Origin of the sequence: Shewanella basaltis, assembly GCF_023283885.1 — a bacterium.
GTDB lineage: Bacteria > Pseudomonadota > Gammaproteobacteria > Enterobacterales > Shewanellaceae > Shewanella > Shewanella basaltis.
In genome coordinates, this window is the sequence record NZ_JAKILA010000002.1 from 297268 (window position 1) to 324257 (window position 26990).

The following is a 26990-nucleotide window of genomic DNA, read 5'->3' on the forward strand; positions in this document are numbered from 1 at the left end:
AACATGCAAATCGCCATTATGTCGAGAAATCGCAATCTTTATTCAACAAGTCGGCTCAAAGAAGCGGCAGAAGCCCGCGGCCATACGATTAAGATTGTTGACCCGCTTAAATGTTATATGAACATCAACATGAATGCGCCGAGCATCCATGTTCGCGGTGAAGAACTGCCAAAGTTTGACGCGGTCATTCCTCGTATCGGCGCGTCTGTGACCTTTTATGGTACCGCGGTTTTACGTCAGTTTGAGATGATGGGAACACACCCATTAAACGAGTCTGTTGCCATTACTCGCTCGCGGGACAAGCTACGTTCATTGCAACTTTTGTCACGTAAAAACATTGGCTTGCCAATTACTGGATTTGCGAATCAGCCAGCTGATGTGCCTGATTTATTAGACATGGTTGGTGGGGCTCCTTGTGTGATTAAATTACTCGAGGGCACGCAAGGCATTGGTGTGGTGTTAGCTGAAACACGTAAAGCAGCAGAATCTGTTATTGAAGCCTTTATGGGCCTAAAAGCCAACATTATGGTGCAAGAATACATTGCTGAGGCGGGCGGTGCTGATATTCGCTGTTTTGTGATTGGTGATCGTGTGATTGCTGCCATGAAACGCCAAGCGTTACCTGGTGAGTTTCGTTCAAATTTACACCGTGGTGGTTCTGCCAGCATTGTAAAATTAACTCCAGAAGAGCGCTCAACAGCATTACGTGCAGCTAAAACCATGGGATTAAATGTCGCAGGTGTTGATATTCTAAGGTCAAAGCACGGTCCATTAGTGATGGAAGTGAACTCTTCTCCAGGACTTGAAGGCATTGAAAAAGCGACAGGTATTGACGTTGCAGATAAAATCATCCAATTTATCGAAAAAAATGTAAAGCCTACTAGCGCAAAGACCAAAGGAGTCGGTTAATGGCAAAAAAGCACGAACCGTTTGTTATCGGTGACGTATCAGTGACTGCTGGAACACAACTGAGTGTCAAGCTACCTGCTGCAAAACTGTATAACGATACACCAATGGATTTGCATGTTGAAGTGTTTCACGGCACTAAACCTGGGCCCACATTACTTGTGTGCGCAGCTATTCATGGTGATGAGTTAAATGGCATTGAGATATGTCGACGCTTGCTCGGTCGTGTGAATGCTAAAACCTTAACTGGCACCTTGTTAGTTGTCCCCATTGTTAACGTATTTGGCTTTATTCAGCAATCACGTTACCTGCCAGATCGTCGGGACTTAAACCGTTGTTTTCCAGGCTCTGCTAAAGGGGCGTTAGCGAGTCGCTTGGCCTATTTGTTTAGCAGCATGTTAGTGAAACGCGCAACTCATATTGTTGATTTGCATACAGGAGCCATTCACCGCGAAAATTTACCGCAAATTCGTTGTGATACTGACGATGAAACCATGCTCGCGATGGCAAACGCCTTTGGTGCGCCAGTGGTGATGTCTTCAAAAGCACGTGATGGCTCTATGCGTGGTTATGCTAATAGTCTTAATATTCCGTGTATTTTATATGAAGCCGGAGAAGCTTTACGCTTTAGTGATATATCAATTAAATCTGGCTTAAGTGGTGTACTTAATGTCATGCGATGTATTGGTATGCTAAAAGGTAAGGTTAAAGCGACTCACAGTGTTAACGCCAGCCGCAGTTATTGGGTACGCAGTGAAGCTGATGGATTAGTTAATATAAAACTGAAACTCGGTGAGCGAGTCTCCAAAGGGCAGGTGTTAGCTAACATTGTAAACCCTTTGGGCGGTGAGCCATTCTCACTTTTGGCTCCGACAGATGGAATTATCATTGGCAACAGTAATATACCTGTAACCAATGAAGGTGAAGCGTTATTCCATATTGCCCAATTTAGTGGCGATGAAATTGAAATTATCAACGATAATCTCGATGACTTTATGCAGGAATATGCATAACCTGACACATAACACCCTCAAATGATGTTGACTGTAATGGCGTGGAAAGTATTCCACGCCATTTTTTTACCCTAATGCTAGGGCCTGTTGATCTTTCAAGGTTGTTTTTGCAGCGAATGGTTGGCCATTACTCATATACAAGTGCGCGGCAGAGACTTTGAGGTGTAGTTATTCTACATAAAAAGTCGATAACGCAGTAAAAATGATCAACAAACGCTGCCCACAGGGTTCGGCTAAAAACGTTTTACTCTTTGTTGAACGATGCTTTACAAATAAAGAGTTGCTTAGGTGACTAGGCTACAATCCATTCGCCTCGATTAAAAACATATCAGCGTAGATTTCAAATTTGAATGCATCATGTTGGGCTATTTGTAGCATCAAGATTAACCAGAGTTGGAGTTAATCAGTTTATTGTTGGCACTCTAGGAGATGAAGACGCAAAAAAATTAGCGTATAGCATTTTGTATATTTAACATTTTTGTATGCAACTTAATTGTAAAAATTCAAGAAGATACTACACTTAAACTTAGTAAAAGTACGGTTATACATTTACATTATTTCACGCTATATTATGAATTGGTAATTAATGTTTTTATCCCAATCTTTTGAACAGCATAATTGTAGTGTTAGCTCGGGATTGTTGAACTGTAAAGGTTATTTTGTCGTAAATTGTTGGCTATGGCGCATGCTCGAAGTGTAGGAGCGTTGTGATTTAATATTAAAAAGGTGCTAACGCCTTAACAATGGCCAACAAATGCAGCCCATGATGGGCAGCTAAAAACGGTTTTTCTGTGCAGAGTGTATTTTGGCAAAGCATAAATTGCTTTGGTGTTTAACACTATTGGCACCGAGTGACGCGTTGCTAACTCAAATAACATTCAGCTCACCAAGATAGCCAAACCCAAGCTAGCTTGATTACTGATGGTAAAAGATTAATCCTAAACAATACTCAAAGACAAGGAAGTCGGTGCCTATGCGTAATAATCAACCCGTTACTCAAAAACAATTTCATTTTGATGATAATCTTCGCCTTATTTCTGGAACCGATTTACGGGGCCATATCACTTATTGCAATGATGCGTTTGTTGAAGTCAGTGGTTTTGACAGAGATGAATTAATCGGAAAACCACATAACATAGTGCGCCATCCTGATATGCCCAGTGAGATTTTTAAAGCAATGTGGGCTTGTATCTCTAGCGGTAAAGTGTGGATGGGGTTGGTAAAAAACAGACGTAAAAATGGCGATCATTACTGGGTAAGTGCGTTTGTCACTCCTGTGTTTGAACACAATCAAGTTGTTGGTTATGAATCTGTTAGAGTGGTTGCTTTACCCTCAGAGATTACTCGTGCTGAAGCTGCATATTCCCGTATAAAAGCACAAAAGCCCCCGCGGCCATTATCTGCAAAGATAAAACATCATACACTTAAATTACTGCCCGCTTGGCTGCCTATGTTAGTGCTCTGTGGTATTTTGTTTGAATTGTGGGGTGGCCTTGCAGGGTCAATAGGCCTGTTAACTATGGTTATTAGCTGTGGGTGGTTAGGCTATAAACAGCAACAAGACTGGTTCGAGGTGGTTCAACTTAATCCCAATTCGTTTAGTGATTTAACCGTTGCCGAAACCTATTTTGCTGATTTTGGTGCAAAGGCCCAAGCCAAGTTAGCCCTAGGTTGTGAAGTGGCGCGTTGCCGCACGGCAATGACACGTATTGAGGATGCGGCTAAATCCTTAGACGGTATTGTTGAACATACGCAAGTTGAGGCTGAATCAACCGCAAAGGCTGTTGCGCTGCAAAGCGTTTCGACCCAACAAATTGCTTCAGCGATTACGCAAATGTCAACCGCCATTCAGGAGGTGTCAATTAATGTGGAACGCAATGCAGATAGCGCTAAAGATGCGTTAGAGAACGTTAATGAAGGCGCTAAACTGGCTGATCAAGCAAAACATTCTATTGATGAATTAAACTTATCGGTTGCCGACATAGCCACAACTGTTAGAGAGTTATCTGAGTCAACGGTTGAAATAGGTCAAGCTGCGAGCTTAATTTCTAGCATTGCCGATCAAACTAACCTGCTTGCACTAAATGCGGCCATTGAGGCTGCAAGAGCGGGTGAGCAAGGCCGAGGTTTTAGTGTGGTTGCAGATGAAGTGCGTTCTTTGGCATTAAAAACCCGTGAATCTACCGATAAAATTCATGGCATTGTTAATGTATTAACTAAACGGGCTGATAACGCTGTGCAGGTGTCGATTAAGGGGGAACAAGCTGCAACAAAAGGTGTTGAAATTGTTGATAAAACGAGAAATGCACTGTCTTCTATTAATCAATCAGTTGAGCAAATTACCCACTTGACCTTAGAAATGTCTGCTGCCGTTGAACAGCAAAGTGCAGTGGCTGAGCATATTAACCAACAAATTATTGATATTGCTGATTCGGCTGAAATCACTAAAGAGTCGTCACAAAAATCATTGCACAATAGTAGTGAGTTAGGGCAAGCCGTATTGATGGTGCGCTCAATTATTCGCCGCTTTGCAGTGGGTACCTTAGGTAAAAAATAAAAACGGCACTTTCTAATAAACCTGAGCTCGGGATATTGAATGCCTTTCAAACAGTCCTTTGCCCTGCTCACTGTGTTGAATCGACTTACAATAGGCTAGCTATTGACGCGTCAATTCGCCTTGTTAGCAGAACAAATGACAAGTTTGAAAGTGAGAGCGGGTAACATGTTGATTTTAAATAGTATAAGTTCATCCCTTATCCCGAACTCAGGTTAATAAGGATTAGTATTACATACGACAAGGCCAGGCTTTATTGCCTGGCCTTTTATTATGCTTTAGCATCTTATACCATTCCGCATTAATAAGTGACCACTCAGAATGCGTCCAGCGGTTTTTGATTAAGGCGTCGCTATGTAGTAATGGTTGTTCCCTTTCAAATAGCGAGAACGCAGAGCAAAAGCCGCTGGGGCATTCCTTTCAGGCGAGTTTTAAAAGGGCTTACACTGCGTTGCATGACTTCGAAAGAGAATAACTATTCATTCAGTCATTCGCCTTGTTTAAGCCCTTTTAAATTCTCGCTGAGAGATCACTTGCTAACGCGGAATGGTATTAATATTTTGATGATGGTCATTAACGGTCAGTGTTATACGTTGCTCAAACTATGTTGCCCTTTGGTTATGATATCAGCATGACGGCTCTATTTTTTAATCTCTAATCTCTAATCTCTAACCTCTATTTTTAAGCACCAGCAGTTGGCTCTTACAGCTTAAAGCGTTCCACTGAGGTGGTTAATGAATGAGCCAGTTTATTTAGCTGTTCACTGCGCTGCGCCATTGTTGTTGACTCACTGGCATTTTGCGTGGCAGCGTCAGCGGTTTCTGTCATGGTTTGCTCAATTTTCTGACTGTAACTGACCTGTTGATCTGCAGCTTGTGTAATACTTTGGCTCATGCCATTAATCAGTCTTAATGCCGCTTCTATTTGTTCAATAGCATCATGTAAAGATAGGCTTTGCTCTACACATTCATTGGCTTGATTTTGGCCTTGAGAAATGGCACTGACCGCTTTGGTGGTTTCTTGCTGGAGTGCAGTAATCATTGTTTGAATTTCAGCAGTAGATAACTGAGTTCGTGAAGCAAGTGAGCGTACTTCATCGGCCACTACCGCAAATCCTCGTCCGTGTTCGCCCGCTCTTGCTGCCTCAATGGCCGCATTAAGTGCAAGCAGGTTCGTTTGATCGGCAATCGCACTGATGGTCGTTAAAATACCTCCAATATTGTCGCTGTGTTGGCTTAGCTTAGTCATAATGCTCACTGAATCCCTCAAGCCCTTTGACAAAGCATCAATTCGAACACGGTTATCATTGGCGATAGTTTTCACTTGAGCCCCTTGGACTGAGGCTAATTTTACGTGTTGCTCTGATTCTAATGCTTGCTCATTCACAGTCATAGAGCTGTGGTGTATTTGTTCTGCCAGTTGTTTTGCTTGTGCAATATTACTGATTTGCCCAACCGCAGATTGGGATATTTTTTGGCTTTGTTCTTGCGAGCGAATGGCTGCATCATCAAGTAAATGAGCGTCTCGATTGATGTCTTGCAGTAACCCCGTTAGATCATCTGTTAATTTATTGATGTTTTCCATGAGCTCACCAAATTCATCGTCATTGCGCTTTGTTAGGCGCCGCGATAAATCGCCACTGGCAATACGCGACAAGGCTCGATTACTGGCCTGTAATGGGCCTAACATTGCATTTGAGGTGAAGTAATAAATAAAGCCTGCCATCAGTACAAACACAACGGCCATTAAAATGGCGAGTGTTTTTGCTGTGGTTACTTCATCGACTGCAAGCATTTGCATATCGTTAAAGCCTTGGTTAGCGAGTTGAACAAGCTGATCTAATTGCTGGTTTGTTGATTCAAATAGTTGATTTGATTTTATATAACTTGATTCTGCTTGCTGAAATTGCTCAACCACTTTCATTTGTGCTTTGTACAAGTCACCCGGAGCATCGACTAACACCAGGAGTTTAGCTAAATTGGCATCGAAGTCTGCTAACAATTGTGAAACAGGCAGCGGTGCAGCTTGTTGCTTGAGATAGTTAGTGTTAGTGGTAATGTTACCAAGCAGCATTGCCACATCTTGTTTGTGTATTTCTACTGCCTCAGCAGTGGTTAAACGACCAAGCTCGGTGACTGTGTTGCCTAGGGTAAATAGCATGTCATCGATACGAACTCCTGAACCGATAACGGCCTCAAGTAATTGTTCTTCTCCTGCAGGGGCTTCAACAATTTCTAGATCGATCATATTGTTGCTGGCATCGATTTTAAGATTATCAAATTGTTTTTTAAGTGAACTGAAATTATTTTTACTTTGTTCAATGGCCAATTTGGCACTAAACATAGTTTGAGAGACATCGGCATATTGTTGGTAGACATTTTTTGCCTGGCTGAGGGCTTGATTCATTTGAGGATGGTTTGCCACTTTTGTTGACAAATCCGCTAATGCATTCGAAAAATCTTGCTGCAAAGCCTTAAATTGCTTAAAACTTATCGCAATATCGTCGTTGCCTATTTGTGAGTATGCCAAGCTTTCTGTTTTGGCCATTTTCAGCAAGGTAATTTGTAATGCCGTAGATTGGTTTTGGACTGGTACCGCTAATACTTCAATATTACTATTCGCGGTTTGAATTTTACTCAGTGAACGGTAAAAAAAGCTGCTGCCAGCAATTAATAAGATGCCTATTGAGGCAAATCCCAGAGCAATTTTTTGTTTAATCGTGAGCGTAAACATGGTCATTGAGTGTCTCTTATTATGAGCGCTGTACAAACAGAGCAAATTTATTGTGTAAGACTTTTTATCGCGTTGTTAAATAAATGTAATTGTTGTTGTAAGGTAAAGCAATGTTGCGAAGCCATTTATTCGTTTGATTAGCATTGCGGTTTCGTGTAAATCATCGTTATTTACATGTTGTGCTTAATATGTCATGCCATCGTTATGTAAAGTGAGGTTAATGTGAGTGTAAAAGGAATAGTGTTTAAGCAACATAATGGTGACTTGACTGTCACGCCATCCAAAATTATTTGCATTGGGCGTAATTACGTTGACCATATTCATGAGTTGGGTAATGACATTCCCGATGACATGGTGGTGTTTTTAAAACCTAATTCGGCCATCACAGACACCTTAAACAGTGAGATGGGTGAACCCCTGCATTATGAAGCCGAGCTGTGTTTTATGGTAAAGGATGGTCAATTTAGCGCCGTTGGTGTTGGACTGGATATGACCAAGCGTGAATTACAGGGCAAACTTAAAAAGCAGGGCTTACCGTGGGAGCGCAGTAAAGCGTTTGACGGTTCTGCATTGTTTAGCGAATTTATGCCCATCACACCAGCGCAGCAAGATTGGTGTTTTCAATTAACCATTGATAACGTGGTGACTCAACTTGGGCATCAGCAATTAATGACTTACCAGCCCCAAGCCATGTTTACTGCCATCAATGAGTTTATGAGCTTGAACGACGGCGATATTGTGATGACCGGTACCCCAAAAGGCGTTGGTGTTGTTTTGGCCAATACATCGTTTGAAATTAGTCTGTGGCCAAATGTGCCGTTTGAGGTATTTGAAACAGCGCTGTCTGGAGATAAATCGATGGTAGAACTGTGTGGTCAAGCCATGTTAGTTAAGCAGTGGCAAGCCGTTTAATCTTTATACCATTGCGCATTAATAATTCTCGCTGAGATATCACTTACTCAGGCGCAATGGTATTAATGCTTTCAAAAAGACCCTCTTAGCAAAGAGGGTCTTTTTTCATTCATCGTACAGTTTGGCATTATTTCAGTAATGCAACGGCTTCCATATCAAGCTCGATATCAGTGCAGCCTTTCGCGCAATAAATGCCAGGCGCTTTTGCGCTTGGTTTGGCATTTTTACTATTGGGTGGCAATTGCAATGTGAGTGGCTTATTGCAGTCGGTACACGTGGCGCTGTTGCCTTTTAGCATGCGTTTTATCAGGTTTTTTTGCTGGTTGAATGACGCTGATGTGGTGTCATTTACCGCTGAAAAATCGAGTTTTTGTGTGTCGCTCATTATGCTTCCTTTATCTTGAACTCAGGCTATTTCACCTGATCCACGGGGCGCCAACGTTGTAATGCAACGGGCAGGCTCACACCTTGTGCGGCAAGTAGATTGACTCGTGCTAAGTAAGCTGCGCCATGCATTAAGTGTTTTGCTAAATCGACAGCATGTCGTTGAGTATAATCGTCTAAGTAACTGCCTTTTGCCCAGGCGTTAAATGCACCTAGTGCAGGTCCGGCCCAGATTTGATAATCCATTTCACGGCCTGTTTCCCCAGTGTTTGACCAACGGCTTGATAGCCCAAGGTACCAGCGGAAAATTAATGCCATTTTGCGCTTAGGGTTATCTTTAGCGCGCTCGATTTGCTTAGGGTCTCGCTCATTAAAATGCGCCACTGTACCGGCCCAAATATCATCTAAGCTTGAGCGAAACACTTGTTTTTCAAGTTTTTCACGCTCATCGCTCGGGATGGCTTCTATTGAGTCATAACGAGTGTAAATTTCGTATAACTTGTTAGCGCGCATCGGGAACAAGGTGCCGCGTTTGACCACTTGCAGTTTAACACCCATTTCGAACATATCGGCTGCTGGCGCCATGGTGACATCGGCCATTTCTGTGGTGGCCAATAATTTACGCGTATGCTCACTGGCCCCGGCTTCAACACAAGCCTGGTTAATTGAACCTGTGACAATAAATGCTGCGCCCATGTTAAAGGTTGCTAGGGCAGCATCGGGCGTACCGACACCACCACCGGCGCCTACGCGGATGGGTGTTTTGTAATTGTACTTGGCTTGTACTTCATCTTTAAGCGCCAAAATAGTGGGTAATAAGGTCACTAATGGGCGGTTATCGGTATGACCACCAGAATCGGCTTCAGCGGTAATATCATCCGCCATCGGCACTAATTGTGCTAGCGCCATTTGCTCTGGCGTAATAAGACCTTCATCCACCAGTTGTTGCAGTATTTTTACCGGGGCTGGTTGCATAAACTTAATTGCCACTTCGGTGCGGCTAATTTTGGCGATAACTTTGTTGTCTATTTGAATATCACCTTGAGCATCACGGCTTAACCCTGCTGCGCGGTAATAGACAATTTGCGGTGTTAAGCCCAAAAAGGCTGAGGCTTCAACGGTGCGTACTTTGTGTTTTAAAAATAGCTCAACGCTACCACGCTCGAGCGCGGGTTCACTTGGGCTATGGATTAAGTTAAACGCATAGGGCCCATTTGGCAGGGCAGCTTGAATGCGCTTAATGGCTTGCTCAACGCGCGAGGGAATGAGTCCCGCGGCGCCAAACGAGCATAAAATACCCGCCTGACCTAATGCGATAACTAGCTCTTCAGAAGCAATACCATTGGCCATGGCTCCAGCATAATAGGCATATTTTACCCCATGAACACGGCGAAAATTACTGTCACCTAAACTTTGGGTGCCAAGCGCTGGGGCAAAGGCGCTAACGGGCAGGGCATGAGCATTGGTGATGGTATCTGTCACCACTTGAGCTTGCTGTGCAACGCCTAAACCTTGCTGAGCATCATTGACCACATAACAGGCTTGCGACAAGTCTTTAAGCTTTTTGTTGATCCCTGCTGGATCAAAACTAACGTGCTGCTGGCTCACTTGCCAAGGCCATGGAGAAAGCTTTTCGTTTTTTAATTGGGTTGTCATTATGTTTTCCTTGAAAAGCTAGGCTTCTTCAATACAAATAGCGATGTCTTTTACTTCGTAAATGCGTAAACCATCTTTACTTAAATTGGCGTCGCCAATAATGATGCGTTTGCCGTTTTCGTCTTTGACGGCACTGATGTGCACATCTAACGACATTTGTTTGTTCAGTGGGTTAATTTGGCCACGGTATTTCCATTTTATATCAGACAAAATCTGGCCGAACTTAGGATTGGTAAAGCCAGCGCCTAAATCGTTAGTAATCGCGTAAGTTTGCATTAACTCGATGATAGCTTCAACGCCTAATGACCCTGGCATTACCGGATCTTGATGGAAATGGAATTGGAAAAACCAATCACTTGGGTCAATGGTGCGTGATGCAGCTAAATAGCCCTGCTTATACTTGCCGCCGTTATTGACGATTTCAGCGGTGTCGATAAAGTTAAGTTGGCCACCGGCTAAGCGGTAATGTGGCTGGTGCGCTGGCGCATTAAACAGCCGCGATTGCTTATCGAGTAAATTGACAATGGTGTCGGCAGCAACATTATTGTCGACATGCCAGGGCTGAGTGATTTTACCGTTATCGATGCCAAGCTGGTTTTTAAGCGCGTCAGCTTTAAAGTAGCCAAATACAGCGCCGCCAGTGTAAAACGGCTCGCCATCGACACTTAAATCAAAGGTAAAGTTTTGAATAATATTGCTGCCAGCAATCACGGTAGATAATAAGCGTGAGTCATTAACAATGGTTTTGCCGCGTAAATCCACATGGCGTAACAAGGTGCCGTGACCATCTAGGTTACGGAAAAACAACTCCTGCCCAGGGAAGCCTAACGTTGTGCCCATGTAGCCAGAAATAAAGCCATTGGGTTGCAGTGATATTTCCATTAACACCGAATAAGGCATCACCGCTGGGTGGCTGTTTTTAGCAAAATACCATGCATTTGCGGGCACTTCGTATTCAGCTACACAGGATGACGGTTTTTTCAGCTCGCCGCGCTTACCGTTAATGTCGATTACCCGAGTGGTCAGCTGTAAATCACCGCATGGGGTGCGCGGCGGGATTAAGCCTTTATAGATGCTAAAGTCTGGTCCAAAGCATTTTTCGATATCGCCAGTGGCAAACTCAAACATGTGATACGGCGTAAATGGCAGGGTATCAGGCACGCGGTTTGTGTATTTAGAATCAGCACTGACTTGCGGCGCTTCAACGTGTTTAAGCGGAATAACCCCTTTGTTGGTTGGCGCGCTGTTGTCGGCAATTTTCGCCATTAACGGGGCGGCATCTTGCTGGCTGACAGCGTTATTGACGTTGGTGCCAGCCACTTTAGTTGGCTTGAAACTGGTGCCTAGGTTGGCATTCGTGCTCGAATGACTTAAATAGCGAGTGCATTGGGCTTCTTCTTTTATCATCACCCCAAGGTTTTGGAAGTCGACCACCACTTTGCCATTGAGCAAAATATCAATATTGGCTTTGGCGTATGGGCGCGGCGAAGTACCGATTTCGGTGACTTCCATTCGGTAAGTTAACTCGCCGTGTTGTGGTAATACCTGGCCACGGCAACGTACTTTTTGTGAGGCATTTTCGAGCGGCTGGAAACGGCCGTTTTCAACTAAGGTATGCATACCAATGTGCAACATAAAGAACTGCAATAATTGGCCACAGCCTTCAGCCATTAATGAGCCGGCCATCACCTGATCGTCTTTAAAATGACACGGGAAGTACCAATGGTCTGGCGCTAATTGTTTGTGGCCTTCAACTAACCCTAGGCCCCAGGTGCCGCCATGGATTTGTAAGTTGCTTACGCGCTCGATCATTAAGAACTTTTCTGAGGCAAAACACAGCGATTTTTGCATGCCCGTTTGCAGCTGGTGGCTCACGTGTGCGCCGCCAAAGCAGCTGCCAATATCGCCGGTTAATAAATGATGAATTTGGCCATAATCAAACGCTGTTTGCTGACAGTTTAGCAAAGGAGTAAACGTCGGTTTATTTGGGTTGTTAAGCACTTGCTGACGCAGCTTAATTTCATCTTCTGTTTGGATAACCCCTTTACCATCGGCTAATTCTTTGTCGGTAAAGAAGCCCGCACAACCGCCATCCATTTTTAAAATCATCTTGTCGCCGACAAAACATTCGTACGAGAAGAAAAACAATAAGGTGTCGCCATTGCGGGCAAAGTTGTTGATTTTAATGTCATAGCGTAAGGTGTCGCCGCCGCGTGGTAAATCGCCCAAGAAGGTAAGCGTGCAATCAAGCAAACGGTACACCCGCTCGCCTTTGTTTTCAAAATCGATGCCTAAATAGCTAATTAACATTAAATCGCACTGGCCCGACTCAACTGCAACTGCCCAAGGGATTTGACCATCAACCAGATACGGTGCATCAACAGGGATGTCGTACTCTGTGGTCATTGAGCAAGGTTTGTATTGATTTATGGTTGCATCAAGTTTGGTGACTCGCGACACCAGTAAATAGTCGGTGGTGGGTAAGCGCACGCGCCGCGAGTAGCTGTCGATAATGGCGTAGTCTGGGCCAAACACCTTGGCGATATCGCCTTCGGCATATTCCACTAAATCGGCATAGTTCCAAATACAGGGTTTATCTGCCGGGAACGGTGCGTTGTAAGTCGGAACCTGCGCATGGTTAGGTTTACGTTCTGCCAGTACCGATTGTGGTTTAACGTAATGCTCAGCTGGCACTTTGGCAGTTAACGCGGGTGCTATTGTTTGCGCTGTTGCAGCTGACGTTATTGAGGCGAGTTGTGATTTTAACAAGTTATCGGCGACTTTTAAGCCTGCCTCACGGCTGGCTAAAAATGCGAGGTGGGCTTGTTGTGCCAGCCATTGGTTTTGCTCAAAAGCCGTTAAGTGTGCAGGTGGAATGGCCTGGCTAGTTGCTTGAGTCGAATGAGTGTTGTTTGGTGTTTGCCCCGGCGTGCCAGGGGGTGGTGCAAAATGGCTTACGGGCATAGTCGGCTCGTTTATATTCATGTTTGTTGGGGCTTGTTGCACGGTATCGCGCTTAATCGACGCGCATTGGCTAATCATTTTGTCGATGGCGGCAACTGGCGTGTCGACAATATGTTGATAGATATCGCGGCCACCTAAACTCACTTGTTTAATTAAACTCAGCTTGGCGCTTTTTGTCAGTTGCTCTGTAAGCGGCTGGGTTAAGCGGTTAGCAAGGGCCTGTTGCTGTGAGGTATTAAGCGATAAACCAATGCGAGAGTATTGGTTTTCACTGGCGCTGATCACCTGCGCACTGATGTCAGCTTGTTGTAGTTGCTGGCTTTGGATCAGTGCATTGAGCAAACTTGCCATGCCAGAGGCGGCAAACGTGTGCCCAAGCAAAGGTTGTACGCTTGATATGCTGCTGGCGTCAGCAAGTTGAGCCAATTGGCGAGTTAACTGCTGCCCCAAATCTGACTGTTGGCAAAGCGGAGCGATATTGAGTTCATTGATATCGCAGGCTTGCTTTAGTGTGACCTGTTCTTGCTTAGCAAACTGCACGCTATTAATACTGGCGTAGCTGTCGTTGAGGTGCGTTTGCTGTAATACAATGGCGCCAGCACCTTCACCAATTTGAACGTTATTGGTTTGTAAGCCTGCTGACTTAAGGTTAGCACTGTTAAGCAAACCGTTTTCAATACTGCCAGACAAATCAACCGCAGCAATAATGACTGCATCGAGAGGCTCTTGCAGTGAGCCCATGGCAAATAAGTTTTGCGCCACATCAATACAGCGATTAACCGATTGTTCAGCGGCCGAAATCGTAAAGGCGGGGCCGTTAAAGTCCCACAATGACGAAATCCGCGACGCCATAATATTACCAATAAAGCTGGTGTATTGGTTTAGTTTGGCCGCATCGAGCACGCTGTCCATGGCGATGGCTTCTAGCGCTTGGTATTCATCGTCACTGAGCTCAATACCCTGGGTGGCTAGGCTTTGCGCAAGCTGGCTGTGTAAGTTCACGCGGCCACGAAATTGATGTAGCTCAAGTTCGGTTTCCATGGCCACTAACACGGCCACTTTACTGCCAGGATTAAGCTTGGCGTTTACAATGGCTTCGTCGGCGACTTTTATTAATAACAGCTGCTGCGAAATTAATCGATCGTCTTCATTAGGCGGCACTTTAAAGCGTAAAAAGTCAAAATCGAATTGATCAATGTAAGCCCCTTGTGGCACTTGCTCTAAACCATATTTGGTCAACAGTTCTGGATGCTTGTTAATGCCTTTCCAGCGTTGAGTGGGCAATGGTGTAAACAAGTGTTGCTTGGCGCGAATACGCTCAGCCAGCTGATTAATACTGCTGCATTGGCCAAAATGAGCTGCCATACCGGTAATGTGCATGGGTTGCTCACTGGCGTTAACTAATTGCGTTGGCGTTGACGATGTTACCGCTGTGTCAGAGTAGGACTCTAATAGCAAATGCGCGTTACAGCCACCAAAGCCAAATACTGATACACCCGCATGGCGTGAGTTGTTACCTGCTTTATCTGGCCAAGGTTGCACCTCGCTTGGCAAGGTTGCCTGACCAAATAAGCCATTAGGTGAGGCGATAGGTGCGCTGATATTAATACTCGGTGGTAGTAAACCTTCGCGCATGGCAAAGATCATTTTCATGATGCCAGGCATACCCGCGGCAGTAAGCAAATGCCCGAGGTTTGATTTAGCCGAGCCAATTAACGGTGTGGCACTGCCATTGAGTTTGCCTTCAAAAAAACGCTCCATTGAGGTTAATTCAACTTTGTCGCCTAATGGTGTTCCTGTGGCATGGCATTCAATCACTTCAATGCTAGCAGGGGTAATGCTTGAGTCAAATGCCGCAGCTTCGCGATAGGCTCGCTCAAAGGCTTGTACTTGGCCTTTGCTGTTGGGGCTGAGCACAAACTGGCCCTTACCGTCGTTTGATAAACCAATGCCGCTTACGAGGGCATAGATATGGTCGCCATCGCGCTGGGCATCTTCAAGGCGCTTAAGCACTAATACACCAGCGCCTTCACCGGCAAACAAGCCTTTACTGTTGCTGTCAAACGGCGCAGAAATACCATGGTCTGGATAGGCATGAAAAATTGAAAATCCCATATTGATAAAAAAGGGATCTGCGCCCGAAACTGCGCCAGCCAGCATGATGTCGGCTTTGCCCGTGTGCAAATAATCACAGGCGAGTTTTAATGCGTAAACTGAACTTGCGCAGGCGGCGTCTAGGCTTAATTGCGCGCCGCCAAGCCCTAGGGCATCAGCCACGAGCTTAGAGGCATTGTGAGCCACTGCGCCATTGCGCCAATTGTATTGCTCTGTTTGGGGCGACAAGCCAAAATCTTGCAGCACAAAATGAGGTTGCTGTAATTTGGTTTGTAAGGCTTTTTCGACCACGCTGTGGTACAGCGGCACAAACAATTGGTTTGACTTTGCCGTTGGGAACGACAAAGTGCCCATGACAATGCCGGTGCGCTGCAAACAGGGGTGGTTTAGGTCGTTAATCCCGGCATCGGCTAAGGCATTACGTGCGGTATCGGTAGCCCATAAAAAGCTGTCGTCTAGTCCTTCAAAGGCACTGGTGTTGATACGGTAACCATTGGGATTAAAGCTAAAAATTTGAATATAGCCGCCTTTATCACAATAAAAACGGTCAGACTGCCCTTGAACACCAATATAGTCGCTTGGGGATGCATTGAGTTTGTGCGCACTAATTTGGCTACGAGAGTCTTTTTTATCAATTAAATTTTGCCAAAACCTTGCTGGAGTATCGGCATCAGGGTATTGATTGGCTAAGCCTACAATGGCTATTTTGGGAGTAGCTTGAGAACTCAATGAGGTTCTCCTTCTGATAAAGTGTCACTAAAAACAAGAGGTGAATGCTTGGTATCGATGAATAATGTGTCGTTAATTACGTCTTGTAGACTATGAATAAACGGGGTTAATGACATCGGCACTCTGTGGGTCATTAACTGGGCTAAACATTTTAATAAACTGCTGATGTCGTCAGCGCCTTTAGCATTAACGGCTAATGCCTGCGCTTGTACCTGGCTTGTTTGTTGGCCAATAATTTTATCGATTAAGGTGGCGGTTTGCCTGTCGGCACCGACCTCAACAAATAAGCGACTCCCCTGACTAATCGACTGCTTGATAAGCTGGCTAAAATCCAGTGGATGGCAAAAGGTGTCGGCAATTGACTTGGCAATAGCATGGGATGTTAATTCAACTGGCTGTGTTTGGGCGGCCGATAAAAACTGAGTGGCTGTCGGCAAGGCTGCGGCTAGAGGCTGTAAGTAAAACTGTTTTACATCGTCAACAATATTAAGTGCTGCTGGGGTATGCATTGCAGTGACTCGATTGGCGGCAATACCGCGTTTGCCGGCTTGTTTTAGTAAGGCTTTAATGCTTTCTTCGCAGCCGGCTAACACTAAGCTGTCGCCCTGAATAATGGCAATATGAACACGTGGGTAATTGGCTAAATGCGGCCTGATTTCGGCAACCGAGGCGCGGGTCACAAAGCTGTTCCACACTATGGGTTGATCATTGGTTAATTGCCAGGCTTGTCTGACACAACGCAGTTCGCCAGCAATGTCTTGATTAAAAATACTGCTGTTTTGGGTGGCGTTAATTAAGTGGTGTGGTGCATGCCATACCCCTAAACTGGCCCACATGGCGGCTTCGCCCATTGAGTACCCAAGGGCGAATGCTGGGGTAATGGCAAATTCATCCTGCAATATTTTACTGAGCATATAACTTGCGCCCACACCGGCAATGGCAAGCTCGCTCAGGCTCATGTGGCTATTGGTTTTTTCTTGAGTGGCATAAATGGCTTGAGTTTGCAGCATTGCGGGGAGGTTGCCCTCAGCCTCTAACTTGGCAAAAACGTGAGGGAACACATGACCGAGCTGGCTAAACATTTGCGGATAAACCGTGCCGACACCTGGGTAGACAAAACTGAGCCCTTTGGCACCTAATGGTGAAGCGGTAAAGCAACTGCCTGCAGGTGTTTTGTAGTGAAAGCTTGTGTTGTTAAGCGTTGAGGCGTTTTGAGTTTGTTGAGTATCAAGTGTCTCAAGCATGGCAGATGCTTCTTGTTGTAAACCGCTTTGACAGGTCGCCATTAATACCAAGGCATAAGGCGCTTGCGATTGGTATTGTTGCCATTGTTGGTGGATAAATTTAAGCAGGCCTAGCTCATCGCATGGCTTGCTTAATGCGTCGCAAAGGGACGTTAATCGTGTGTGTAACTGGGCAATATTTTGTGCTGATAGTGGCAACATTAAGCGGTTTGCGGCCAATAATGGTTTAGCACTCAGTAATTGACTGCCCTGAGTGAACACGAGCGCGAGTACACCGATGTTACTTGGGTAACACAAGCTGGCCACGCGACTTTGGTGGGCTGGTGTAAACCAATAGTCTTGACTGTTGGGTATACGTCTACAGGTAATGTCGTTAATCAGTGCGATGAGTGCATTGAGTGCATTATTAGCCTGAGTTAACTCTACCACTTGAGGTTGAGTATGTTGTCTTTTGGCATGAACCAGTGCCTGATTAATCGCTTGTTCGCTGTTGTCACCACAGCCTATTGCGTTTAAATAAGCATGAGCATGTAAGCCGTTTTTAGCCGCAGTGATTGCCGGCATAATCCACAGTTTATTGCCCAAACTTACAATATCGCACTGCTGATTGCCAAGCAGGCTTGCCGCGTTGATCAGCACAGCTTCTAACGTCTGAGTGCCTATCGCTTGATAGTCTACCGCCAGTTCTGAGAGGGATAAATAGTTTGCTGGTTTGGTATTAGGTGCAGCCAACAACAAGGCCAAGCGCATAGGCTTGGCTTGTTGCTGTTTGAGAACAGCTGTTAACGCAGCTTGTTGGTCTGCGGACATCGCATTGACTGAAAGGGTCACACACTGTCCTTGCTGTGCTGGTTTGCAGGCTGATTCTCATGCTCATTCTCATGCTGATTCTCATGCTGATTAATAAAGGCCTGATTCAGCGTTTTGCTAATGGTGATTTTAGCCTCACGCATTTGACAGCTTAAACGTCCATCTTGATGGTACAAGCTCACATTGGCCACGAGCATTCTGCCGCTGTGTTTTATCACCTCAAGTTGAATGTAGCCCTGATCGCCGCTAGCAAATGGCGCCACAGTGATAAATTGCCCCATTGATGATGGCAAACTGGCGGCATCGTATTTAAGCCTTGCCCAAACCAACATGGCCTGCAATAGCAAGTCTTCGGCAAATATTTGGCTACCACCGGAGACTGCCGACGGTGCAAAGCCTGGACAGTCGTTAGGGTTAATTTGCGCTAACTGAACCTGACACACGAGTTGCTCATCATCAAAGCTCAATACTTGCTTAATACCCTGCAAACGCGGCCCATGGAACAAGGTGCCGTTTTGATACAAGGTGTTGCCAGCGTGTATTGCGGGTATCTGCGCTAGTTTTTGCAGCACGGTTGCCGGTAACGATGACTGAGCAACCGCGGTGGGCGTTAGCGCGTCATTGACGACTAATGTTGCTTGATATTGTGGCTTCATCGCTGCGTCTGGCTCATTTAACGTCCTGCTTGAGATTAGCGCGTTCAAGCCCGCGCCAGTTTGGGTGAGTTGCAGTTGCAGTAAATGGGCTTGGTCGGTGTCAAAAATAATCCCTTTAAGCAATTTATAGTCAGCAATACTCACTGGCACATGGCACAAGGTTTGCGCGGTTTCACGCATCCACTGAATCGCACACACTGTTGGCAACACTGGGTTGCCGGCAATGCGGTGATCGTTTACAAATACAAGCTCATTAGGTTGCAGTACCCGAGTCACCGTAACGGTTTGGGTGTCAGCAGCCAAATATGGTGCAGAAAACGTCAGCGAACCCTCTGCGTGTGGCAAAGTGTTCGCATTAGGCTTTTTTGCAGTTGTATCCTGTGTGGCCGAGCCTTGCATGTCTGAACCAATCAGCATCTGCACGCTTTGCGGGCTTAATAAGCTGTGAGCAAATAAGTTAGCGCCTGCTTGCAGTGGAATTACGTATACACCACGTTCAACAAACATCTTTTTCAGCGCTGAGCTCACCATGCCACCATCCCACGGGCCCCAGTTAAAGCTCATGACTTTGGCTTGGGGTAATTGGGCGGCCAATTTTAATGCGGTTTTATTGAGAATTTCATTCGACATCGCATAGTCGCTTTGACCTGTGTTGCCATAAAACCCAGCCGCCGACGAGAACATAGCGACTAACTTGATGTGCTGTGGATCAAGTGCGTTAATGATACTTGCTACGCCAGTCACCTTGGTGCTGTACACCCGATTTAGTTCATCCAATGTTTTGTCTTGAATGTGTTTATCTGCCAATACCCCCGCGCCATGAATGACGCCATTGATGACTCGGTTTTTACCGTTAGTATCGGTTAATGCTGCAAGTGCGGCTTTAACGGCATCTGGGTTGCTAACATCCATTGCCACATATTGGGCACTGGCGCCCACTTGAGTAAATGCGCTTAAGGCTCGGTCAATCTCTAAGCTACTTTGTACTGGCCACACTAAGGCATCAATTTGCTTTGGTGTGGGTTTTTCGCCTTGGGATTGAATGTAACTAATGGCGGCAGCTTTAAGCTCTGAGGCTTGTTTGCCTTGGGCCCAAGCTGGCATGTTTTTACCTAGGTGCTGACTGCGACCGGCAAGTACAAAGTGCGATTGGCATTGCTTGGCTAAGGTGAGTGCACATTCAAACGTGACACCTTTTGCGCCACCAGTGACTAATAGTGTGTCTTGTTGGGTTAACACTGCAGCAGGGTAGTGCGAGGTGTCGGTTTTTGCTGCAACCAATGTTGCGCGCCCTTGCGGGCTTATGCCCACTTCGGTAAGCCGTTTAGCATTGGGCGCTGCAGCATTAACATCAAACAGCTCAGCAATAATGGCATTGGCAAAGGTTTTGGCGTCAATGTCATTGGCGATATCAAGCGCGCGGCAAAATACATTTGGCCATTCATGGCTTAGTGTTTTGGTTAGCCCAGACAAGGCTGCTTGGTTTAATTCTGCTTTGCTGAGTGCTGCGCTATTAAGGTAGCCAAAGCCACCATCAATACGGCTTACGGTCACGTAACTTAAGCGTGATTGCAGTGGTTTTGAAAATTCAGCATGCAGATGTTTCGCCCATAAAAAGGCGTTATCAACAGCGGCTTTTGCTGCCACATTACAACTGACTAAATCTTTGCTATTTGCGTTAAACTGTGGTTGTAAATGCACAAAGCCCGCAATAGGGTGCGTTGCCGTAATTGCCTTAATGACCTTGGCAATTTCGGCATCATCAATGCTGCTAAGTGTATAGCTGCTAATGTCACTGCTTAATGGTGAGTGAGCAACGCTGATGGTGTCTGGATTGCGAATAACAGCGACGGTTAAGCCTTTGGCATGGAGTTTTTCAGCAAGTACACCGGCATTATGACCGTCATCTGTGATGACAATGCAGCTGTCTGTTGAATAACATGCTTCTAGTTTATCCGCCGCTGGCAACTTTTTTAGCGCGACCCCACTGTGTGGTGGTAATGCTGATGTGTCTACAAGGGGTGGCGTTGGCGCAGTAGTGATGCTCGCAGCAGGCATGCCGAGTTGACCTTGCATATAGCTGACGATTTCGCCCAATGTGCGGCACTCGGCTAAATCTTCTGGACTCAGTTCAGGTAAGCCCGGCAATTCATCTTGTACTGTGCCTAAAATCTCCACGCGCTTGATTGAGTCGATACCCAAATCAGCTTCCATGTCCATGGTGAGCTCGAGCATTTCGGCTGGGTAACCGGTTTTATCGGCTACTACTGTCATCATGGTATTGAGCACTGTTTGTGCGCTTAAGCCTGATGCTGGCGCTGATGTTTGAGCCGTTGATGCGATTGGCGAAACTGATAATTTAGATTGCATATAGTCAACAATCTCGCCTAATGTGCGGCACTCGGCTAAATCTTCCGGGTTGAGTTCTGGTAAACCCGGCAATTCATCTTGTACTGTACCTAAAATCTCGACGCGCTTGATTGAATCGATACCTAAATCGGCTTCCATGTCCATGGTGAGCTCGAGCATTTCGGCTGGGTAACCGGTTTTATCGGCCACTACTGTCATCATGGTATTGAGCACAGTTTGTGCGCTTAAGCCTGATGTTGGCAATGATGTTGGCGCTGATGTTTGATTAGACGCTTGGACAGCTGCAGTCACTGGCGCTGCTGACGCAGTTGAGGCTGATAGGGTTGATTGCATGTAATCAACAATCTCGCCTAGGGTGCGACACTCGGCTAAATCTTCTGGGCTGAGTTCAGGTAAGCCCGGCAATTCATCTTGCACTGTGCCTAAAATCTCCACGCGCTTGATTGAATCGATACCTAAATCGGCTTCCATGTCCATGCTAAGTTCAAGCATTTCGGTTGGGTAACCGGTTTTATCGGCCACTACTGTCATCATGGTTAGCTGCACGGTTTGTGCGCTTAAGCCTGATGTTGGCGCTGATGTTGGCACAGATGTTTGATTAGACGCTTGGGCAGGGGCTGCTTCTGTTGCTTGCGCTGCTGACGCAGTTGAAGCTGACAAGGTTGATTGCATGTAATCTACAATCTCGCCCAATGTGCGACACTCGGCTAAATCTTCTGGGCTAAGTTCAGGTAAGCCCGGCAATTCATCTTGCACTGTGCCTAAAATCTCCACGCGCTTGATTGAATCGATACCTAAATCGGCTTCCATGTCCATGGTGAGCTCGAGCATTTCGGCTGGGTAACCGGTTTTATCGGCCACGACTGCCATCATGGTATTGAGCACTGCTTGTGCGCTTAAGCCTGATGTTGGCACAGATGTTTGAGCGGGTGTTGTTTGCATTGTTGGCGCTTGAACTGCTGCTGACGCAGTTGAGGCTGATAGGGTTGATTGCATGTAATCAACAATCTCGCCTAGGGTGCGACACTCGGCTAAATCTTCTGGGCTGAGTTCAGGCAGGCCCGGCAATTCATCTTGCACTGTGCCTAAAATCTCCACGCGCTTGATTGAATCGATACCTAAATCGGCTTCCATGTCCATGCTAAGTTCAAGCATTTCGGTTGGGTAACCGGTTTTATCGGCCACGACTGTCATCATGGTTAGCTGCACGGTTTCTGCTGATAAACCTGTTGATGCACTGCTAACGGCTGTAGGTTGAGCGACCTGAGCAATAGGCTCTGGAGTAACTGGCGCGGGTGTCGGTGCTGGCGTGACAGTCGCTGGCGCAGCTTGAGTCATCACGGGTGTTTGGGGCGCTGTAACCATTTGTGGCGCGGCTACCATCTGTTGAGCTGCAAGGGTGTTGGTAAGCGTCGTTGCAGGGGTTGCAGATGCTTGTCCTTGTAACATCGCCAATGCTGCCTGACTCGTTTGCGCCTGTAGCGTTAAAAATTGGGTGTGGCTTTGCAGGGTTTGCGCCTGATGCTGGTGGAATAACTCCATCGAACGTTGCAAGCTTTCTGGGATCGCAACTCCAGATGATGCCATTTGCGCCTGGGCTGTCATCAAGCTATTAAACGTATCGCCATATTGTTGAGGAATGGCTAAAAACTGCTGATGCAACGTCGCGGTTTGTTGCTGGGCGGCAAAAAAAGCACTTAAACTGTCATTGCTGACGGCGTTATTAGCTTGTGCACTTGTTTGACTCGCGTGTGCTGGCTGTGCTGTAGTCGCTTGAGCAACAGGCGCTTGCGCAGATGCTGCAGGCGTACTCGGCACTTCAACATATTCGGTTTTGATCACTTGTTTTTCCACTATTTTTTCCACAATTTTCTCAACAGGCACTTCGACCGTCTTACTGGTTACTTGGCCTTGTTGTAATGATTTTTGCATTTTACTTTGGGTGGCAGGGCTGATGTAGTTTTGTGCTGTCAGCTTAACGTTCATTGGCGACACGTTGGCCAGCTCTGCTATAGGTGCTTGGTAAGGATCCACCTCAGACAGTGGTAAACCTAATACTGCTAATTGGATTGCAGCTTGGCGTAATTGAGTATCACTGCTGCCTTTAGGGTTAGGGTTTAGGCTAACGACACTGACAGTTTCTGGCTTGTTACCTAACGTTGCCTCAACCAGTTTTTGTAAAATATTTTTTGGCCCAAACTCAACAAATACTCGGGCGCCAGCGTCATACATGGCAACCAATTGCTCACTAAAGCGTACCGACTGCAGCATATGCTCGCTAAAGGCGGTTTGAATGGCTTTACCATTACTTGGGTAAAGCTTGCCAGTACCGTTGGCGAACAACGCCACTTTAGGCTTAGCAAATTTAACCTTGCTAATGGCCTTAGCAAAAGGCTGCTGAGCATGGCCCACTAATGGTGTATGGAATGCGCCTGATACCGGTAATGCAATGGCTTTAAACCCTAACTCAGCAGTAACGGCTTTAGCTGCCTCTGCGCAAGCTTCAGTTGGGCCTGCAATCACCAATTGTGTTGGTGCATTGTAGTTAGCCACTTTTACGCCATCAAAGGCACTAATACAGCTTTCAAGCTGGTTTACACCTTGCTCAGTTGCTTGTGGCGGCACAATAATGGCGTACATGGCGCCAGGGTCTTGATCGGCGGGCGTGGCAGCCATGGCCTGACCGCGAGCAAAGGCCAATTGATAATAATCAGCTTGGCTAATCACCCCCGCTGCACACAAGGCAGATAGCTCACCAAAACTGTGGCCGGCGACCATGTCAGGGCTAAAACCAGCTTGAGTGAATAGTGTATATTGGCCCATGCTTACGGCACCAATGGCGCTTTGGGCATAAGCAGTATTGGTTAGTGCCGCTTGTTGTGCGGCAATGTCTTGTGCTTCAAAAGCCGGAATAGGGTACATAATTTGCGACAATGGCGTTTGTTTATGCTGGGCAAACACTTTGTCTGCCTGCATTAACTGCTGGCGCATTTCAGGGTAAAAACACGCAAGCTCAGTCGCCATGTTAACGTATTGTGCCCCTTGGCCTGCAAACAAGGCTGCCACCTTAGGTGCGGTATTGTTATTGCCTAAACTTGCACTGCGATAACTTGCGCCAGAGGGTAATTGCCAGTTATCGGCATCATTGTTGGTTAACTGGTTAAGGGCTTGAGTGAGCTGCACAGTTAGGTCGGCAATTGAGGCCACAACTAAGCCTAATCGGGCCGATGTTGGCGCAACTTGAGCAATAGCAAAACGTTGCCCAAGCTTTTGCAGTGCCAACTCTTGGGCGTTCGCCTGGCTGATATCAATCGCATTAACCTCTGCTTGCAATTGAGTCAGTTTACCTTGCAGTTCAGCCTTGTTATCTGCACTTATCAGCAAGCTTTGCGGCACCGTGCGTTGACGATATTTGTCATTGCGGGCATGATCTTGGCGATATTCTTCTAATACAATGTGGAAGTTAGTACCACCAAAGCCAAACGAGCTGATACCTGCTCTGCGTGGGGTGTCGTCAGGGCGAGGTAACCAAGGACGCGTTTCGGTATTAAGATAAAACGGTGAATCACTGATGCCCAGCTTAGGGTGTGGTTTGCTGACGTTAATCGTTGGTGGCAATACTTTGTGGTGCAACGCCAAGGCCACTTTAATGACTCCGGCTGTGCCAGCGGTAGACTTAGTGTGACCGACTTGAGACTTGACCGAGCCAAGTGCAATATGCTGTTGAGCGTCATTATCTTCAGCAAATACTGACTTTAAGCCGTTAAACTCAGCCACATCACCTGCTGCGGTGCCTGTACCGTGCGCTTCAATAAGGCCGACAGTGTGCGGCGCAAAGCCTGCGTCGTCGTAAGCGCGTTTTAATGCTTTAGCCTGGCCTTCTGGCCTTGGAGCATAAATGCTCTTAAATTTACCGTCAGATGATGAGCCAATACCTTTAATTACCGCATAAATTTTATCGCCATCACGTTCAGCATCGTCAAGGCGCTTTATGGCGATCATGCCAATGCCTTCGCCGATCATCATGCCTTTTGAGTCGATATCAAAAGGTTGGATAGTGTCGTTAGTGGTAAACGCTGGGGTTTTTGAAAAGCTCATATACATTGACGGCGAGTTGTCGGTACACACACCGCCAGTGATCATCATGTCACTGCGCCCTTCAACCAGTTCGGTAATCGCCATACGCATGGCAGCAAGTGAGCCTGCACAAGCGGCATCGACAACACAGTTCATGCCGCCTAGGTCAAAACGGTTAGCAATACGCCCAGCAATTACGTTGCCAAGCGACCCCGGGAATGAATTTTCTTCCCAGTGGATATATTGGTCTTGAAACTTTTTAATCAGCATTTCGCTGTCTGCGTCACTAATCCCGCTGTTTTTGAATACTTTTTTTAGTACCGGGTATTGCAAGCGACTGCTTAAACTGTGGTTAATTTTTTGGCCGCCGCCCACACCAAGGGTGATACCGATGCGGTCGGTATCGTATTGTGCATCAACGCCTGCGTCGGCTAACACTTCTTTGGCAACGACCAATGACAATAATTGCGAGGTGTCGGTTAATTCTAAAATATTAGGCGGCAGGCCAAATTCCATTGGATTGAAATCAACTTCAGGTAAAAAACCGCCACGCTTACAATAGCTTTTATCTGGCGCAGATTTATCGGCATCGTAGTAATCGTCGGCGTTCCAGTGACTGTCTGGAATATCGACAATGGCATCGATTTTTTCGCTGATTAAATCCCAAAATTTATTCAGGTAACGCGAATTGGCAAATATGCTCGCCATACCGACGATGGCGACAGGCATGTCTTTTAAGCGCTTGTTGAGGCGTTTATCTTGATGACTGGATTGGCTCATTTGAGTCTCCGTTTGATAACTGAGGTTCAGCTATCTGATGTTGGGATTCAGCCGCATTGGCAGCTGACTGACTTACTCCGGGAAAACGAGCAAGAAAAGTGTGATAGTTACGTACTAATAATTTTCGTAAATGAAACGGGCCGTGCTTAAGTACATAAGCCATATAACGATTGCTCGCTTGGGTATGGCTGTCTTGATAAATGTCTAAGTAGACCCAGTCTGTGTCTGCATCAAGGCCAAGCAATACTGAGTAAGCTTGTTTTGGACTGTATTGCTTGGGAATGCTTAATGACTCAACTTGCACCACATTATCGACACTGGCTATGGCTAAGGTGTCTGCCAGAGTTTGTGGGTTGACGGCATAGGTTACTACGTCTGTGCCCTGGGTAATGGGCAACTGATTGAAATAACGCTCAGGTACAAATGCGCTATCTACTTCGTCGAGTTTAGACACGCCGTGACGTTTTAAGCATCGGGCCAGGCCTGAGCGGGACACATTAGGGTTAATAAATTGTTGAGTAATGCTTAACAACCTGTCTAGCGGCATTTTGAGCTGATAACGCAAACCAACCACGACATATTCTTGCATTGGCGTTAGGGTGGTGTTGAGTTTATGCGGTGTGTTGGGCGTATTATCAATTGAGTTACGTTTACGCCATTTACGCACAGTGGCTTCACTGATGTTAAGGATTTTAGCTAATTGGCTCACGCTATATTCGGATTGCTGAATAAATTGGCGCATCTGTGGCGTTGTGGTCGCATTACGGTGTTTTACCGTTTTGGGACGTGGCCGAACCCCATTGTGATTGGGTGCTGGATGTGAATTTATCTTTTTTGTCATCTAGACAGGGGTTCCAAATAATCTAACGGGACGTTGGCTCTCAAGACTCGTTCAAGTTAGCTAAATATCCATTTATGTGTATTAAGAACAAGCAGGTTACCTGAGGTTTCACTTCGATACAATCACCCGAGACTAAAAAGAATGTGACCGGATGGCTGAGTGATGATGCAAGTGCCTTAGTGTTGTTACTTAGTGACGTAATAATTGGCGCAATATTAGATAAATAGATTGTCTTTTGGTCAGATT

11 protein-coding genes are annotated in these 26990 nt (G+C 46.0%); 4 read left to right on the forward strand and 7 right to left on the reverse strand.

Features of this window, described 5'->3' with window-relative positions; genetic code table 11:
• The first annotated feature begins 3 nt into the window (after positions 1–3).
• From rimK to L2703_RS03130, 3 genes are all read left to right on the forward strand, one after another.
• Positions 4–909, forward strand: coding sequence for a 30S ribosomal protein S6--L-glutamate ligase (gene rimK, locus L2703_RS03120; protein ID WP_248969675.1), 906 nt, complete (start codon positions 4–6; stop codon positions 907–909).
• Complete coding sequence (locus tag L2703_RS03125) at positions 909–1919, forward strand: succinylglutamate desuccinylase/aspartoacylase family protein (protein ID WP_248969676.1); 1011 nt, start codon at positions 909–911, stop codon at positions 1917–1919. The genes rimK and L2703_RS03125 overlap by 1 nt, the downstream gene beginning before the upstream one ends.
• 973 nt (positions 1920–2892) lie before the next feature.
• Complete coding sequence (locus tag L2703_RS03130; RefSeq protein WP_248969677.1) at positions 2893–4476, forward strand: methyl-accepting chemotaxis protein; 1584 nt, start codon at positions 2893–2895, stop codon at positions 4474–4476.
• Positions 4477–5175: 699 nt separating this feature from the next.
• Here L2703_RS03130 and L2703_RS03140 read toward each other — a convergent pair.
• Entirely contained in the window at positions 5176–7212 is a 2037-nt protein-coding gene (locus tag L2703_RS03140; protein WP_248969678.1) for a methyl-accepting chemotaxis protein, read from the reverse strand.
• A gap of 216 nt (positions 7213–7428) precedes the next feature.
• Here L2703_RS03140 and L2703_RS03145 point away from each other — a divergent pair, with 216 nt between their 5' ends.
• The gene (locus L2703_RS03145; protein WP_248969679.1) at positions 7429–8118 is read left to right on the forward strand and encodes a fumarylacetoacetate hydrolase family protein; all 690 of its coding nucleotides are present in this window, start codon (positions 7429–7431) and stop codon (positions 8116–8118) included.
• A gap of 127 nt (positions 8119–8245) precedes the next feature.
• On the opposite strand, the gene L2703_RS03150 is transcribed toward L2703_RS03145, so the two are convergent.
• Genes L2703_RS03150 through L2703_RS03175 form a run of 6 tightly spaced genes read right to left on the reverse strand, consistent with a single transcriptional unit; the run spans position 8246 to position 26744 of the window.
• A complete protein-coding gene (locus L2703_RS03150) occupies positions 8246–8503 on the reverse strand; it encodes a hypothetical protein (RefSeq protein ID WP_248969680.1) in 258 nt (85 codons plus the stop codon).
• Between the two features lie 26 nt (positions 8504–8529).
• Positions 8530–10158, reverse strand: coding sequence for an eicosapentaenoate synthase subunit PfaD (pfaD, locus tag L2703_RS03155; RefSeq protein ID WP_248969681.1), 1629 nt, complete (start codon positions 10156–10158; stop codon positions 8530–8532).
• Positions 10159–10176: 18 nt separating this feature from the next.
• Positions 10177–15966, reverse strand: a complete 5790-nt coding sequence (locus L2703_RS03160; RefSeq protein WP_248969682.1) for a hotdog fold thioesterase — start codon at positions 15964–15966, stop codon at positions 10177–10179.
• Positions 15963–18041 carry a PfaB family protein gene (locus L2703_RS03165; RefSeq protein WP_248969683.1) on the reverse strand — a complete coding sequence of 693 codons (2079 nt, stop codon included), beginning with the start codon at positions 18039–18041 and terminating at the stop codon, positions 15963–15965. Before L2703_RS03165 ends, L2703_RS03160 begins: the two co-directional genes overlap by 4 nt.
• A complete protein-coding gene (locus L2703_RS03170) occupies positions 18038–25903 on the reverse strand; it encodes a type I polyketide synthase (protein ID WP_248969684.1) in 7866 nt (2621 codons plus the stop codon). The genes L2703_RS03165 and L2703_RS03170 overlap by 4 nt, the downstream gene beginning before the upstream one ends.
• Positions 25878–26744, reverse strand: a complete 867-nt coding sequence (locus tag L2703_RS03175; protein WP_248969685.1) for a helix-turn-helix domain-containing protein — start codon at positions 26742–26744, stop codon at positions 25878–25880. Before L2703_RS03175 ends, L2703_RS03170 begins: the two co-directional genes overlap by 26 nt.
• Positions 26745–26990 lie beyond the last annotated feature (246 nt).